18 protein-coding genes are annotated in these 14,703 nt (G+C 69.1%); 7 read left to right on the forward strand and 11 right to left on the reverse strand.

Features of this window, described 5'->3' with window-relative positions; all coding sequences use genetic code 11:
• Positions 1-237: 237 nt before the first annotated feature.
• The 7 genes from SY26_RS11515 to pcaD all read right to left on the reverse strand — a co-directional run bounded on the left by SY26_RS11515 (position 238) and on the right by pcaD (position 6,595).
• The gene (locus SY26_RS11515) at positions 238-1,335 is read right to left on the reverse strand and encodes an alkene reductase (RefSeq protein WP_046000605.1); all 1,098 of its coding nucleotides are present in this window, start codon (positions 1,333-1,335) and stop codon (positions 238-240) included.
• Between the two features lie 525 nt (positions 1,336-1,860).
• Entirely contained in the window at positions 1,861-3,192 is a 1,332-nt protein-coding gene (locus SY26_RS11520; RefSeq protein WP_046000606.1) for a lyase family protein, read from the reverse strand.
• Between the two features lie 97 nt (positions 3,193-3,289).
• Positions 3,290-4,129, reverse strand: a complete 840-nt coding sequence (locus SY26_RS11525) for a 3-keto-5-aminohexanoate cleavage protein (RefSeq protein ID WP_046000607.1) — start codon at positions 4,127-4,129, stop codon at positions 3,290-3,292.
• The gene (gene pcaG / locus SY26_RS11530; protein ID WP_046000608.1) at positions 4,122-4,715 is read right to left on the reverse strand and encodes a protocatechuate 3,4-dioxygenase subunit alpha; all 594 of its coding nucleotides are present in this window, start codon (positions 4,713-4,715) and stop codon (positions 4,122-4,124) included. Before pcaG ends, SY26_RS11525 begins: the two co-directional genes overlap by 8 nt.
• Position 4,716: 1 nt before the next feature.
• Complete coding sequence (pcaH, locus tag SY26_RS11535; RefSeq protein WP_046000609.1) at positions 4,717-5,430, reverse strand: protocatechuate 3,4-dioxygenase subunit beta; 714 nt, start codon at positions 5,428-5,430, stop codon at positions 4,717-4,719.
• Complete coding sequence (gene pcaC, locus SY26_RS11540) at positions 5,427-5,816, reverse strand: 4-carboxymuconolactone decarboxylase (protein WP_046000610.1); 390 nt, start codon at positions 5,814-5,816, stop codon at positions 5,427-5,429. The genes pcaH and pcaC overlap by 4 nt, the downstream gene beginning before the upstream one ends.
• Complete coding sequence (gene pcaD, locus SY26_RS11545; protein WP_046000611.1) at positions 5,813-6,595, reverse strand: 3-oxoadipate enol-lactonase; 783 nt, start codon at positions 6,593-6,595, stop codon at positions 5,813-5,815. The genes pcaC and pcaD overlap by 4 nt, the downstream gene beginning before the upstream one ends.
• 77 nt (positions 6,596-6,672) lie before the next feature.
• Here pcaD and SY26_RS11550 point away from each other — a divergent pair, with 77 nt between their 5' ends.
• Positions 6,673-7,575 carry a LysR substrate-binding domain-containing protein gene (locus SY26_RS11550; protein WP_046000612.1) on the forward strand — a complete coding sequence of 301 codons (903 nt, stop codon included), beginning with the start codon at positions 6,673-6,675 and terminating at the stop codon, positions 7,573-7,575.
• Between the two features lie 510 nt (positions 7,576-8,085).
• On the opposite strand, the gene SY26_RS11555 is transcribed toward SY26_RS11550, so the two are convergent.
• From SY26_RS11555 to SY26_RS11565, 4 genes are all read right to left on the reverse strand, one after another.
• Positions 8,086-9,483: an FAD/NAD(P)-binding protein gene (locus SY26_RS11555; RefSeq protein WP_046000613.1), complete on the reverse strand. Its 1,398-nt coding sequence runs from the start codon at positions 9,481-9,483 to the stop codon at positions 8,086-8,088.
• A gap of 33 nt (positions 9,484-9,516) precedes the next feature.
• Positions 9,517-9,651, reverse strand: coding sequence for a hypothetical protein (locus SY26_RS22045; protein WP_255352874.1), 135 nt, complete (start codon positions 9,649-9,651; stop codon positions 9,517-9,519).
• A gap of 26 nt (positions 9,652-9,677) precedes the next feature.
• Positions 9,678-10,277: an alpha/beta hydrolase gene (locus SY26_RS11560; protein WP_046000614.1), complete on the reverse strand. Its 600-nt coding sequence runs from the start codon at positions 10,275-10,277 to the stop codon at positions 9,678-9,680.
• Positions 10,278-10,363: 86 nt separating this feature from the next.
• Complete coding sequence (locus tag SY26_RS11565; RefSeq protein WP_046000615.1) at positions 10,364-10,846, reverse strand: Lrp/AsnC family transcriptional regulator; 483 nt, start codon at positions 10,844-10,846, stop codon at positions 10,364-10,366.
• A gap of 193 nt (positions 10,847-11,039) precedes the next feature.
• Here SY26_RS11565 and SY26_RS11570 point away from each other — a divergent pair, with 193 nt between their 5' ends.
• The 6 genes from SY26_RS11570 (at position 11,040) to cysW (ending at position 14,695) form a co-directional block, all read left to right on the forward strand.
• On the forward strand, positions 11,040-11,504 hold the full coding sequence (locus SY26_RS11570; protein WP_045983366.1) for an Rrf2 family transcriptional regulator: 465 nt from the start codon (positions 11,040-11,042) through the stop codon (positions 11,502-11,504).
• A gap of 148 nt (positions 11,505-11,652) precedes the next feature.
• Positions 11,653-11,865, forward strand: a complete 213-nt coding sequence (locus tag SY26_RS11575) for a hypothetical protein (RefSeq protein WP_046000616.1) — start codon at positions 11,653-11,655, stop codon at positions 11,863-11,865.
• Positions 11,866-11,882: 17 nt separating this feature from the next.
• Positions 11,883-12,008, forward strand: a complete 126-nt coding sequence (locus SY26_RS22050; protein ID WP_255352875.1) for a hypothetical protein — start codon at positions 11,883-11,885, stop codon at positions 12,006-12,008.
• A 23-nt stretch (positions 12,009-12,031) separates the two neighbouring features.
• Positions 12,032-13,006: a sulfate ABC transporter substrate-binding protein gene (locus SY26_RS11580; protein ID WP_046000617.1), complete on the forward strand. Its 975-nt coding sequence runs from the start codon at positions 12,032-12,034 to the stop codon at positions 13,004-13,006.
• On the forward strand, positions 13,003-13,842 hold the full coding sequence (cysT, locus tag SY26_RS11585; protein WP_046000618.1) for a sulfate ABC transporter permease subunit CysT: 840 nt from the start codon (positions 13,003-13,005) through the stop codon (positions 13,840-13,842). Before SY26_RS11580 ends, cysT begins: the two co-directional genes overlap by 4 nt.
• Positions 13,835-14,695, forward strand: coding sequence for a sulfate ABC transporter permease subunit CysW (gene cysW / locus SY26_RS11590; RefSeq protein ID WP_046000619.1), 861 nt, complete (start codon positions 13,835-13,837; stop codon positions 14,693-14,695). The genes cysT and cysW overlap by 8 nt, the downstream gene beginning before the upstream one ends.
• The last annotated feature ends 8 nt before the right edge of the window (positions 14,696-14,703 follow it).

Consider the following 14,703-nt stretch of genomic DNA (forward strand, 5'->3'; position numbering starts at 1 on the left):
CCCCCCACCCAGGCGGTATCGACTATCTATGGTCAGTGGAGGCCAACTGGCGGGGCATGCTCACCGCCGTGATCGGGCCAACTCATCTTAGATAGGGGGACGTTGCGAAGTGGTTAAGCTGCCATCCTGCTGTCCCGCCATCCAATGAACTGCGTCGCATGACAGGGACCAGCCCTGTATCGGGCCGGTCCATCGGGTGCGACGCGACGCCCTGTCATGGGGCGCCGCGGAGGGGACTTAGGCCTGATCGGCCGTCGCGTCCATCGGGGGATAGTCCACATAGCCTTCGGCACCGCCGCCATACATCGTGGACTCGTCGGGCTTGGTCAGGGGCGCGCCGGCCTTCATCCGCGCGACCAGGTCGGGGTTCGCGATGTAGGGGCGACCAAAGGCGAAAAGGTCCGCCTTGTCCTCTTCCAGCCGCTTCGTCGCCAGGTCCAGGTCATAGCCGTTATTGGCGATATAGGTGCGCGAGAACCGCTGGCGCAGGCTGTCGAAATCGAACGGCGCCACGTCGCGCGGGCCGCCGGTCGCGCCCTCGACAACGTGGATGTAGACCAGGCCAAGCGCCTCCACCCCGTCCACGATATGATCGAACTGCGGCTGCGGATCGCTGCAGGACACCCCGCCGGCCGGAGAGACCGGAGACAGGCGGATGCCCGTGCGGTCCGCGCCGATCTCGGCCACGACGGCTTGGGCCACCTCCAGCATCAGCCGGGCGCGGTTCTCGACCGAGCCGCCATAGGCGTCAGTGCGCTTGTTCGCGCCGTCCTTGGCGAACTGGTCCAGCAGATAACCGTTGGCCCCATGGATCTCGACCCCGTCGAAGCCCGCCTCGATGGCGTTGGCCGCAGCCTGGCGAAAATCGTCGACGATGCCCGGGATCTCGTCCAGGCGCAGGGCGCGCGGGGTCGAGGTCTCGACAAATCCGCCGTTCACGAATGTCTTGGTTTCTGCCGCGATCGCAGAGGGGGCCACGGGGGCCGCGCCGCCCGGCTGCACATCGACATGCGACACCCGACCCACATGCCACAGTTGCAGGAAGATGCGCCCGCCCTTGGCATGGACCGCATCGGTGACCTTGCGCCATCCGGCGATCTGTTCGGGCGTATAGACGCCGGGCGTGTCCTGATAGCCCTGCGCCTGCGCCGAGATCTGCGTCGCCTCGGCGATGATCAGCCCCGCGGTCGCGCGCTGCGCGTAATATTCGGCCGCATGGGGTCCGGGCACCAGGCCTTCCGCGGCGCGGTTGCGGGTCAGCGGTGCCATGACGATGCGGTTCGCCAGGCGCAGGGGGCCAAGGTCATAGGGCTGAAAGAGCGTGTTCTGGTTCATCGTTTCCGCTTTCCGGGTGTGATTGGTCATGGTCGTTCAGGGCAGGTAACGCGCAGCCGGCGGAATGTTTTCAGGGGCGTGAAATTATTGCCTGACGCACGGTGTCGCAGCATCCGCAGCCCGGGCGATGGGGGGCTGACAGCCGCGGCACAGGGCGGACGGTCTGGGCTTGGTAGAGCATGCGCGTCGCCTGAGCCATTGCCAGGGGCGTTTCCGTTCCCTCATCGGGGCATGGTCAGCTGCTTGCAGACCCCTCACTGATCATGAGTCGGACCCTCGCCATAGCGACGCGATGACGGGGACGTTGGCAGCGCGCGGTCGGTTTAGGGCGCCGGCTGCCGAACCCCGGCATGACCTCTGGCAGCCGGGGTTTGTCCAGGCATGGCATGATGCATGACCTTCTCAACAGGGAAGGGCGCCCGCCGCGATTGGGTCGCGTCGGAAATTCCAGCCACGGCGGGGCTTGCGACGACCGCTGGTCGTGCGCCTGCTGTTCACCTTGCCGCCAGACGGGCAGACCGACGCCTAGGGCATACGGATCCGCTGACGGTCGGCAAAGGCGCGGGCCTCCTGCGGCGCCAGGCCGAGACCGTTGGCGCGGACCAGCGCGGCCCAGTCCCGGACCGGCCATTCCTCTTGGGCCAGGTCCAGCAGGTCGCGGCCCTCCGCCAGGGCGGTTGCGCAAAGCTGACCGACCCTGCCTGCGACAGAGGCCCGGTCCAGGCCCAGTTCGGCCAGGACCGCGAATGTCAGCGCCTCGGCATGGATGGTGCCGGACCCGCCACCCAGGTCGCGCTCCATCGCCTGTGGGTCAGGGGTCAACCGGTCCAGGACATCCTGCGTCAGCCGCAGCATCGCGCCTAGGCTGACGCAGATCTGCGGCAGGGTCAGCCATTCGGTGAACCACGCCGCGCCATCGCGGTTCTGCCGATGCACCCCCGCCGCCCCGAAGACCAATGCCAGCCCGATCACCTGCCGCGCCAGGGCCGCCAGCGCCGAAGGCCCGACCGGGTTCTGCTTCTGCGGCATGGTCGAGGATGCCCCCCCGCCCTCGATCCGCACCAGGGCCAGGCCCGACTGCGTCATCAGCAGCAGGTCCTCGGCCAGCTTGGCCAGAGCGACGGCCACCGCCGCAGCCCAATCCGCCAGCCGGCCCAGCCCCGAACGGTCGGAATGCCAGCCATGGCCGGGATCCGACAGGTCCAGCGCCCGCGCAAGACCCGCCCGCACGGCCGGGCCCTGCGGCCCCATCGCCGACAATGTGCCCGCCGCCCCGGACAGCGAGACGCGCAGCACCGCGTCACGAACCCGTGCTAGATCCTGTGCGTGATCCAGCAGCGGCCATCCCCAGCTGGCCGCGACCGCGCCAAAGCTAGTGGGTGTCGCCGTCTGGCCATAGGTCCGCGCGGCCATGGGCAGGGTGGCGTGCCGATCCGCCAGCGCGGCCAGCTGGGTCAGAACGGCATCCAGGCGGGCGCCCCACAGGTCCAGCATGGGGCGCAGGCGCAGGGCCAGCGCGCTGTCCATGATGTCCTGACTGGTGGCGCCCCAGTGCAGATGCGCGGCCGCGGGATCGCCGGCCATCTGCCGCCGCATCTCCTGGACCAGGGCGGGGACGGGGACGCCGTTGCGGGCGGTGGCCTGGGCCAGGGATGCCGGATCGATCAGCAGGCCACGGCTGGCCGCGGCGATGGCCGGACCGGCATCGGGGGGGATGACCCCAAGCTGCGCCTGAACCCGGGCCAGCGCGACTTCGACCCGGATCATCGCGTCCAGTTCGGCCTTGGCCGTGAACAGCGCCTGGGTGTCCGGGTCGCCGAACAGCATGGCATAGAGGGGGTTTCCGGCCGCGGTCATGGCCCGACCGCGGCGGGGCTGCGCACCGCCTGGCGGTGCGGGCCGTGGGTCGGCGGTGGCAGGGGCGACTTACGCCCCGTCGTGACATGTACCTGTGTCATGAAACGGTCTCGGGCAGGTTCAAAGTCGCGCGGGCCTGCTGCCATGTCGCCACCGGTCGGCGATAGCGGTCGCACAGGTCCACCACCCGCCGCACCAGCGCCGCGTTGGACGGTGCCAGGCGCGTGCGGTCCAGGCGCACGTTGTCCTCCAGGCCCGTGCGGGCGTGACCGCCCGATGCCACGGCCCATTCGTTCAGGACGATCTGGTTCGGGCCGATCCCCGCCGCGCACCAGGGCGCATTCGTGCCGAACAGCCGCCGGACCGTGGCGATGTAGTAGTCGAACACGTTGCGGTCGACCGGCATGGCATTCTTGACGCCCATCACGAACTGCACATAGGGCCGGGTGGTCAGTCGTCCGTCCTGCCACATCGCATGGGCCTGCAGGATGTGGGACAGATCGAAGGCCTCGATTTCGGGCATGACGCCGTGGGTGGCCATCTGCGATGCCAGCCAGTCCACCAGGTCGGGGCTGTTTTCATAGACGCGGGTCGGAAAGTTGTTCGACCCGACCGACAGGCTGGCCATGTCCGGCCGCAGCGGCAGCATGCCGCCCCGGTCGCGGCCCGCGCCCGACCGCCCGCCGGTGGACAGCTGCACGATCATGCCGGGGCAATGCTGGCGAACCCCCTCCAGCAGGCGGGCAAAGCGGTCGGGGTCGCTGGTGGGCTTGCCCTCGTCGTCGCGGACATGGGCGTGAACGATGGCGGCGCCCGCCTCGAAGGCCTCATGGGTCGATTCGACCTGTTCGGCGATGGTCACGGGAACGGCCGGGTTGTCGGCCTTGGTCGGAAGGCTGCCGGTGATGGCCACGCAGATGATGCAGGGGTCAGACATCGAGAAATACCGTTTCCTTGTCACCTTGCAGGTGAATGTCGAAGTGATAGTGGCCGTCGGCGCCACGGGCGATCAGGGTGTCGCGGCGATGCGGCTGTTCGATCAGGGACAGCACCGGGTCGGCGGCGTTGTCCTGATCGGCGAAATACATCCGCGTCTGCAGTCCGGTGTTGATGCCCCGCGCGACCAGCCACAGCGACAGGTGCGGCGCCTGCATGCGGCCGCGCGGCCCCGGCACCGCGCCGGGCAGGACGGTGTCCAGCGTGAACTGCCCGGTGTCGAAATCGGGCACCACGCGCGCCCAGTGCCGGAACCCCGCGGCGGCCCCCGGCTGATCGGGGTACAGCCCGGCCGCGTCGGCCTGCCAGACCTCGATCAGCACGTCCCGGACCGTTGCGCCCATGCCGTCGAAGACGCAGCCGGTGACGCGGATGCGCGGGCCGGGCACGTCGTCGGGCATGGGGTCAAAGCCCAGTTCGGTGTCATAGATGTCGAATCCTGCCGCCCGCGGGGCCAGCCCGATATGGACATAGGGTCCGGCGGTCTGGGACGGGGTCTCCTTGAGGTAGTTCAACGGCTGCGGCATGTCAGTTTCCCTCCGGCCGGTTCTCGAAGACGGTCGACCGCCGCCCGCGCAGCACGATGTCGAACCGATAGGCCAGACAGTCCAGCGGCACCGCCTGGTTCAGGTCCAGCGGGGCGATCAGCGCGTCGATGGCGCGGGGATCGGGGATCGCCTGCACGATCGGGCAATGCGCGATCAACGGGTCGCCCTCGAAATACATCTGGGTGATCAGGCGCTGCACGAAGGCCGTGCCGAAGACCGACAGGTGGATATGCGCGGGCCGCCAGTTGTTGACCCAGTTGCGCCACGGATAGGCGCCGGGCTTGATGGTCCGAAAGGCGTAATGGCCCTGATCGTCGGTCAGAACCCGCCCGCAGCCGCCGAAATTCGGGTCGATCGGGGCCAGGTAGCCATCCTTCTTGTGGCGGTATCGGCCGCCGGCATTGGCCTGCCAGATCTCGACCAGGGTGCGGGGGACGGGGCGGCCGTTCTCGTCCAAGACGCGTCCGTGGACGATGATGCGTTCGCCCACCGGATCGCCGTCCCTGGCATAGTTCGCGATCAAGTCGCCATCCAGGGGGGTGATGGCCCCGTGACCGAAGCGGGGGCCGGTCAGTTCCGACACGGTGCCCTCGATCGACAGCATCGCCTGTCGCGGCGACCGCGCGACCGAGGTCTTGTAGTCCGGGGCCAGCGCGGGCGGATGCCAGGTGCGGTCGCGTTGATAGAGCGTCATGCCTGTCCTCCTTCGGCGTCGGCCTCGGCAAAGATTCGGCGGGCCAGGGCGATGGCGTGATTGGCGCGCGGGACGCCGGCATAGATGGCGACGTGCAGCAGCGCCTCCATCACGTCGTCGCGGCTGGTGCCGGTGTTCGGGATGGACCGCAGGTGCAGGGCCAGTTCGCCGTCGTTGCCAAGGCCCGCCAGCAGGGCGATGGTCATCATCGACCGCTCGCGCAGCGGGATCGTGCCGCGCGACCAGACATGGCCCCAGGCCGCATCGGTGATCAGCGCCTGGAACGGCGCATCGAAGGGCGTCTGCGCGGCCTGCGCGCGGGCGACATGGTCCGGTCCCAGCACGCGTCTGCGGGTGGCAAGCCCGGTGTCGGACAATTCGGTCATGCGGCATGTCTTTCCAGAAAGGGGGTCATCAGCGCGGCGTGGGCGTCGGGCGTCTCGACGCAGGGCAGGTGGCCCGCGCCAGGGATCAGGTGGAAGGTCGCGCCGGGGATCAGGTCGGCGGTGGCGCGCACCATATCGGGGGGCGATGCGCCGTCGGCCTCGCCCGCGATAACCATCGTGGGCAGGCGCAGTGCGGCGCTGGCCTGCCGTTGATCGGCCCCGGCCAGCGCCCGGCAGGCGGCGACATAGCCGGCGGCAGGCGTGCGGGCCAACATGTTGCGCCACAGTGCCAGAGCGGGCGTCGCGCGGAAGGCGGGCGCGAACCAGCGTTCCATCACCGCATCCGCGATGCTGGCCATGCCGTCCCGTTCCACCGCCTCGATCCGGGTCTGCCAGCTGTCGGGCGTGCCAAGGCGCGCGGCGGTGTTGGACAGGATCAGCGCGCGGACCAGATCGGGCCGGTCGGCCGCCAGGCGCTGCGCGATCAGTCCGCCGATGGACAGGCCCAGCACGACCACCGGGCCGGGGGCCACGGCCTCGATCAGCGCGGCTGCGTCGGCGGCGTGGTCGGCGATGCGGTCTGCGCCGCCCAGATCGGACAGCCCGTGCCCCTGCTTGTCATAGCGCAGATAGCGCAGCCTTTGCGGCAGCAGCGGCAGGACCGCCTCCCACAGACGCAGATCCGTGCCAAGCGAATTGGCCATCAGCACCACCGGCGCGCCCGTTGGCCCGTCCAGCCGATAGTGCAGCGCGCCATAGGGGCGGGACAAGATTTGCATGGATACTCCTCCTGTCCATAACGTAACATGGGGGCAGGATCGCCGATAATGCAAAATCGGCAGCAAAGGATGCCCATATGATTATGCATCCCGGCATCAAGCTGCGCCATCTGCGGGTCTTCCTGGACATCGCGGCCCGCGGCAGCCTGACCGCGGCGGCGCGGGCGCAGGGCATCACCCAGCCCGCGCTGAGCCGCACCCTGGCAGAGCTGGAGGCCCTGCTGCAGGTGCCGCTGTTCCGGCGCGAGCGGCGGCGGCTGGTTCTGACCGATGCGGGCACGCTGCTGCGCACCCATGCCGCCGCTGCGCTGCAGATGCTGGAAAGCGGGGTCGCCGCGCTGCATCCGGTCGCGGGGACGGACCGATTGCGGGTGGGCATCCTGCCCACGGCGGCCACGCGGCTGTTCCCGCGCGTGGCGCTGCGCTTTCGCGAGATGCATCCGCATGTGACCCTGTCGGTCGAGACGGGGCCGCATCCGCATCTGATCCGCCTGCTGCGCGAGGGCGGGATCGACCTGATGATCGGGCGCATGCCGGCCGCCGCCGACATGGCGGGCCTGCGGTTCGATCACCTCTACGAGGATCAGGTCGCGCTGGTGTCCCGCGCCGGGCATCCGTGCTGGGGGCAGCCGGTGCGTGACGTCCTGTCGGCCTGTCCGGTGATCCTGCCGCCGCAGGACGCGCTGATCCGCCGGGCGGTCGACGACTACTTGCAGGCCCGCAACCTGGCCGGGCTGCATCCCGCGTTCGAGACCGCGGCGCTGGCGGTGGGTCGGGGCATCCTTGCGGCATCGGACGCGCTGTGGTTCATCTCGCAAGGCGTGGTCGGGGACGAGCTGGACCGAGGCGCGCTGATCCAGTGGCCGACCGATGCAGGGTTCCTGACCGGCGCGGTCGGCCTGACGCGCCGGCAGGTCGGGCCGGACAATGCGATGCTGGACGTGCTGACGCGCCTGGCGACAGACGGGACGCGGACCTAAAGCAGGATCAGCGACGGTCGCGATGGTGCATGCTGGTGCAATACTGCGGTGACAATGGACATGGCCGACGGCGACCCGCGTCGGCCTGCAAGCCTGGAACTCATTGACAGCCCCGCGCGCGGAAGTGTTCGGGGATGCTGCTACCGTGATTGCGGTCCACCGGCGGTCTTTACACTGTCTGTTGCAAGGTTCGGTGCTGTCATCGCGGCACGCAATGCCTTTGGCTGCACCGTCATCTGGTACGCTGCGCGATCGAGCCCGCTTTTCCCCGTCTATCGCGGAGCACGGCACAACTGGCGGTTCGGACGCTTCCTCAAGCCAAGCATCTTGTGGCTTTGTCTGTCGTGACTTGGCGGTACGGCACCACGATCTGCCTTTGTCCATGCCGTGCAAAACGGCCAGTCACCTGCCGACAGGTTCGCCCTTGCAGACCCACAAACGATAGGTCCGATACGAGGGCCTACCCCCTGAGCAGTCGATGCCGCAGGGCGACGGGCTCTGCCGTCGGTTTCAGGGTGCCGCTGTGGCCGCTTGCTGGTGCGGGGCCACGTCGCGGATCAGCGCAACGGCCAGCGTTTGGGCCTGGTCGCGGATGTCGGGGATGGCGGTGATCTCCCAGAAGGCGGCGCGCGATGCCGGGCCGATGACGCGGATGCGGGGGTCCGGGCGGCCGTCGGCGCCGATCAGGGCGCAGTCGGCCGCGACATCCAGACCGATCCGCACGGGATCGATACGGGCGCGGCCGGTGGCCAGCAGGTCGGCGACCAGCGGCGTCGCGTTGGCCCGCGGGTCGCGGCGGATGCCGCGGCAGTCGACGATCCGCGCCGCATCCAGCGTCCGGATACGATTGGCCCCGCGCGGGCGCCAATGCGCGCGCAGGATCGCGCCGTCCCGGCTGGCCCCGTCGAAGCGGCCCGCCAGCTGCCGCATCTGGCCGCTGTCCAGCGCGCGATGCAGGATGGCCGCGCTTTCCGGGGGCAGGCGGTGGCGGTGCACCTCCCACCAGGGGGCGGCGTGGCGCAGGAAGCGGGCGCGGTCCGCCACGGACATGGCACGCCACAGGGCCGACAGGTGCGGGCGGACGCCGTCGACCGCGTCGCGCCAGGTGCCGCCCTGCGCCTCGGCCCTGGCGGCAAGATCGCGCAGCCAGGACAGGACAAAGCTGACCGGGGCGCCCAAAGGCACCTCGGCCCGGGTGATCGACAGGGGCGCGCCCGTGGCATGCACACGCGGCAGTTGGGCGCGACGTGACAGGGCCACGATTTCCCCGCGGTGGCCGTGGGACAGCAGGCTGATGGCCTGGTCCACCATCGACAGGCCGGACCCGATGATGACCACGCGCCCGCCCTGGGGCGGGGGGTCGGCCTGCTGCCAGGCGCCGTGGACCAGGCCTGTCGGGTCCGGTCCGGGCAGGGCATGGCCGGTGGCCAGCACGGCCCGGTCGGCGGGAACGACCTGGCCGTCGTCCAGATGCGCCGCGACCCCGGCCCGCGTGGTGACCAGCCGGATGCATGTCGCGCGCAGACAGCACAGCCGCCCGTCGGCCGACAGCGGCGCCAGCAGGTCGGTCATGTAGGCGCCATAGGTCGCGCGGCCCACAAAGCAGGCGCCCGTCGCGCCGTCTCCGCGCGCGGCCAGCCAGCGGCGGAAATGATCGGGATCGTCGGGAAAGGCGCTCATGTTGGCGACGCGGGTGTTCAGCAGATGGCCCGGATCGCAGGTCGAATAGGCCACGCCGCAGCCCAGCATGTGCCGCCCCTCGATCACGGTGACACGCAGGGGCGTGGCCGGGTCGCGCAGCAGATGGGCGGCCAACAGGACGCCGCTGGCGCCGCCGCCGATGATGACGACATGGGGCAGATGGGCCGCATGGGGCGCAGACGTGTCGGCCAGGGGGATGGTCTTCATGGCGGGCTCCTTCGCTTGGGTGCAGGGGCGGTCCTACAGGGCGGCGATCAGCAGCCCCGCCCACAGGACCAGGCTGGCACCGACCAGCGTGGGGACGATGCGGTCGGGACGGTCGGTGTCGCGGGGATGGGTGCGGCGCAGATAGGCCTCGGTCTGGATGTCGAACATGGCTACCTCGGGTCCGGTGATGGGGGTCAGGCCAGCCGTCGGGCGGGCAGGGACAGGGGGGCGGGGCGCGCGCCGAACAGGCGCCGCAGGACCCCGGGTCGCGCGGTGCGCGCCAGCAGGTCGTCGCGCAGCGCCTTGCCCGCGGGCCAGGGGCCAAAGCCCGATGCCGCATTGACATGGCCCGCATGGCCGATGTCGTGCAGGTCCGCGCCCCAATGCGCCGCCAGCTGTCGGCTGTGGTCGAAAGCCATCCACGGGTCGTTGCGGCTTGCCACCAGCGTCGCGGGCACGTCGAACCGTTCGCGCGGCAGGGCACCGAAACCGCGGGTGCGGTCCGAGGTGCCCGGATCGGCAGGCGCGACCAACAGCGCGGCGCGCACCCGCAGCCCTGGCCAGCGGGCCAGTAGATGCGCGATGGTCACCGCGCCAAGCGAATGGCCGACCAGGATGCTGTCGGGATGGGCCATGATGTGGACGGCCAGCGTGGCCTCCCAGACCTCGCGGACGGGACGGCCCGTGTCACCCATGTCCAGCAGCATCGCATTGGGATCGGTGCGCGCCCACCAGTCCTGCCAGTGCGGCGCAGGAGAGCCGTCGAGGCCGGGGACGATCAGGGCCTTGGTCATCGGATGTCTCCTTTTATCTCTCATAAGACTACAAGGATGGTCGTGTATTGCGAATCCAAAGATCACCCCGAAAAGGGAACAAGGTTCTATCGGTCGCGGGTGTTGACGGGATAGGCGGTGGTGTGGCGCAGCCGTTCCATCGCGAATTGCGATGTGACGTTCTTGATCGCTACGGCGTCGGTCAGCGCCCTGTAGAAGCGGTCATAGGCGGCCATGTCCGGCACCGCCACGCGCAGCAGATAGTCGATGTCGCCGGCCATCCGCCAGGCTTCCATGACCTCGGGCAGGGCGTCGATGGCGCGGGCAAAGGCCTCGCGCCATTCCGTGCCGTGGTCTGGCGCCTCGATGCCGACGAAGACGGTCAGGCCGAATCCCAGCATCGCCGGATCGGCCAGCGCCACGCGCCCGGTCAGCACGCCGTTCGCCTCCAGCTTCTGAATGCGCTTCCAGCAGGGGGTCTGGGACAGGCCCACCCTGTCGGCGATCTGCGCGATGGGGGTGGTGGCGTCTGCCATCAGCGTGGCGACGATCTTGCGGTCGATCAGGTCCAGGGGCGGGATCTGGGTCATCGTGCGATTCCTTTCGCCGTCAGCATGCCGTAATAGAATATAAAGTCTAGCGTTAATGTCGTTATTAGTGATGACCGGGTGATCCCGGCGCAGACATGTCCAATAAAAACCCCGCTGCCAGGTCGTCTTTTCTTTTCGCAGGGCGCGATCCGCCTTATATCCGGTGGACAGCAACGCAGTCCGGGGCAGGGTCATGATCACGCAAAAGATGAAATACGCGCTGAAGGCCCTGCTGGTTCTGGGCGACGAGGCGCGCAGCCCGCGTCCCGAGCCGCTGACGATCGAAGTCATTGCCAGGCGGTCGGGCACCCCCAAGCGGTTCCTGGAGCAGATCCTGCTGGAGGTGCGCAATGCCGGTGTCGTGGCCTCGATCCGTGGACGGTCGGGGGGGTACACGCTGATCAAGCGCCCCGAGGACGTGTCGATCTCGGAGCTGCTGCGGCTGATCGACGGGCCGATCGCGCCCCTTCCGTGCCTGTCGCGGCGTGCCTATCAGCGCTGCGAGGACTGCACCGACGAGGCCAGCTGCCGCCTGCGTCGCGTGTTCTCGGAGGTGTTCTGGTCCTATCTGATCCTGATCGAATCCCTCAGCCTGGCCGACATGCTGGGCACGCCCGACGTGGCGCAGGCGGTGCTGCAGGACGGCGCGACCGCCTGAGCCGACCGCGATCGGGCGGTTTCGGAGAATAATCATCTCTTTTCACGACCGAAATAGGCGTGATTCTTCCTTTGAAAAACACGAGTATCCCTGTCGTTATTAAGGTATCGCAGCGCCGCACCCGGCCCGAACCGAAAGGGATGACCCGATGACCTCGACCTACCCCCTGACCCATGGCCGCCCGGCGCTGTGCGCCGTGACGCTGATCGACCGCCGCACCGGCCGCCCGCACCGCGTGAACGGCGCGGCCCTGGTCGCGCTGAGCCGCGACCCCCACGGCGCCGCGGCCGAACTGCTGGCCGGGCGCGACGCCCGGCTGTGGGATGCCCGCATCCAGCCGCTGCCCGCCAGCAACCGCTGACCCGGACAGGCCGGCCCATGACCCCGATCGCAGCCAGCATCCCCGCGCAGACCGGCGGCCCGGACGCGGCCACGGCCCCCCAGACCCGGCGCTCCGCGCCGGGCTGGTGGCCGACCGGCCGCCTGACGCCCACCGGCATCTGACCCATCCCATCACGAGGACCATCATGTTCATCCGCCCCGCCATCCTGTCGCTGCTGCTGCTGGCCCCCGCCGCCCATGCGCAGGATCTGCTGAACGTCAGCTATGACCCCACGCGCGAGCTCTATCGCGACGTCAATCAGGCCTTTGCCGCCCATTGGCAGGCCCAGGGCCATGATGCCCCGACCATCGAGACCAGCCACGGCGGGTCGGGCGCGCAGGCACGATCCGTGATCGACGGCCTGAACGCGCAGGTGGTGACGCTGGCGCTGGCCAGCGACATCGACCAGATCGCGGCGACGGGCAAGCTGCCGGCCGACTGGCAGTCGCGGCTGCCGCACAATTCCAGCCCCTACACCTCGACCATCGTGTTCCTGGTGCGCGACGGCAATCCCAAGGGCATCCAGGATTGGGGCGACCTGACCGCCGAGGGGGTCGAGGTGATCACACCCAACCCCAAGACGTCCGGCGGGGCGCGCTGGAACTATCTGGCGGCCTGGGCCTGGGCCCAGAAGAACGGCCGCGATCCGGCCGAGTTCGTGGGCCAGATCTTTGCCAACGTGCCCGTCCTGGACACCGGCGCCCGCGGCTCGACCACGACCTTTGCACAGCGCGGCATCGGCGACGTGCTGCTGGCCTGGGAGAACGAGGCCTATCTGGCGCTGGCCGAACTGGGCGAGGATCAGTTCGACATCGTCGTGCCCAGCCTGTCGATCCTGGCCGAGCCGCCGGTGGCCTTGGTCGACGGCAACATCGCCGATGACGCGCAACGCGAACTGGCCAGCGCTTACCTGGATTATCTTTACACCCCGGAAGGGCAGGCCTTGGCCTTCAAGCACTATTACCGCGCGTGGGACGCCAGCGCCGCCGACCCCGCGGATGTCGCCCGCTTCCCCAAGCTGGAGCTGGTCACCATCGACGACCTGGGCGGTTGGGCCAAGCTGCAGCCCCAGCATTTCGGCGATGGCGGCATCTTCGACCAGATCTATGTGGCGAAATGAGCGGCCGACCCCTCATCAGCCGCACGGCGATGCCCGGTCTCGGCCTGTCGGCTGGGATCACCCTGTTCATGCTGACGCTGGTGGTGTTCCTGCCCATCGGCGCGCTGCTCTGGCAGGGTGCGGCCTTCGGCCCGGCGGCCGTGTGGGACACGATTAACCGCGAGCGGGTCTGGGCGGCGCTGTGGCTGTCCTTCCGGCTGTCCTTCCTGGCGGCCTGCTTCAACCTGATCTTCGGGGTGATCCTGGCCTGGGTTCTGGTGCGCTGTCGCTTTCCGGGGCGGCGCATCATCGATGCGGCGGTGGATCTGCCCTTCGCACTGCCCACCGCGGTGGCGGGCATCGCGCTGACCGCGCTTTATGCGCCGAACGGGGTGCTGGGCAGCCTGGCCGGTGATCTGGGCTGGCGCATCGCCTATACGCAATGGGGGATCTGGCTTGCCTTGGTCTTCGTGGGCCTGCCCTTCGTGACGCGCACCGTCCAGCCGGTGATCGAGGAGATCGAGACTGAGGTGGAGGAGGCCTCCGCCACGCTCGGCGCGTCGCGTTGGCACACCCTGCGCCACGTGATCGCGCCGATGCTGATGCCCGCCGCCCTGACCGGGTTCGCACTGTCGCTGGCGCGTGCGGTCGGCGAATACGGGTCGGTCATCTTCATCGCGGGCAACATCCCGCTGCGCACCGAGATCGCCCCCCTGCTGATCGTGATCCAGTTGGAGGAGTACAATTACGGTGCCGCCGCCGCCATTGGCCTGGCGATGCTGGCCATCAGCTTCGCCATGCTGCTGGCGATCAACCTCATCCAGATCTGGTCACGCCGGAGGATCGGTCATGTCTGACGCCACCCACCCCTTCCGCCGCGCGACCGAGGAAACACCCGCCGCCCGGTGGGCACTGATCGCCGTCGCGGTGGGGGGGCTGGCCCTGCTTGTCGGCGCCCCGCTGGTCATCGTCTTTGCCGAGGCCCTGTCGCGGGGCTGGGCCGCCGCGGTCGCAAGCCTGGCCAGCCGCGACGCGCAATTCGCGATCCGCCTGACCCTGCTGATCACCGCCATCGCCGTGCCGCTGAACGCGGTCTTCGGCATCGCGGCCGCCTGGTTCGTCACCAAGTTCGACTTTCGCGGCAAGGCCTTCCTGATCACGCTGATCGACCTGCCCTTCAGCGTCAGCCCGGTCGTGGCGGGCCTGTGCATCGTACTGCTGTTCGGGGCGAATTCGGCCATCGGCGGCTGGCTGGTGGCCAGCGGCCATCCGATCGTCTTTGCGGTGCCGGGCATCGTGCTGGCCACGGTCTTCGTGACCTTTCCCTTCGTCGCGCGCGAGCTGATCCCCGTGATGATCGAGCAGGGCCGCGCCGAGGAGGAGGCCGCGCTGACACTTGGCGCCTCGGGATGGCGGGTGTTCCGCACCGTGACGCTGCCCAACATCCGGTGGGCGCTGCTATATGGTACGCTTTTGTGCACCGCCCGCGCGATGGGCGAATTCGGTGCGGTCGCGGTCGTGTCAGGCAAGATCCGCGGCCAGACCGCGACCATGCCGATCACCATCGAGATGTTCTACAACGAATACCTGTCGGTCGCGGCCTTTTCCATGGCGGCGCTGCTGACGGGGTTCGCGCTGCTGACGCTGATGCTCAAGACCGCGCTGGAACTGCGCCATGCCGACGCGTTGTCGGCCACCCGCCGCCATTAGGGAAGGAC

Source organism: Paracoccus sp. 228 (assembly GCF_000967825.1).
GTDB classification, from domain to species: domain Bacteria; phylum Pseudomonadota; class Alphaproteobacteria; order Rhodobacterales; family Rhodobacteraceae; genus Paracoccus; species Paracoccus marcusii.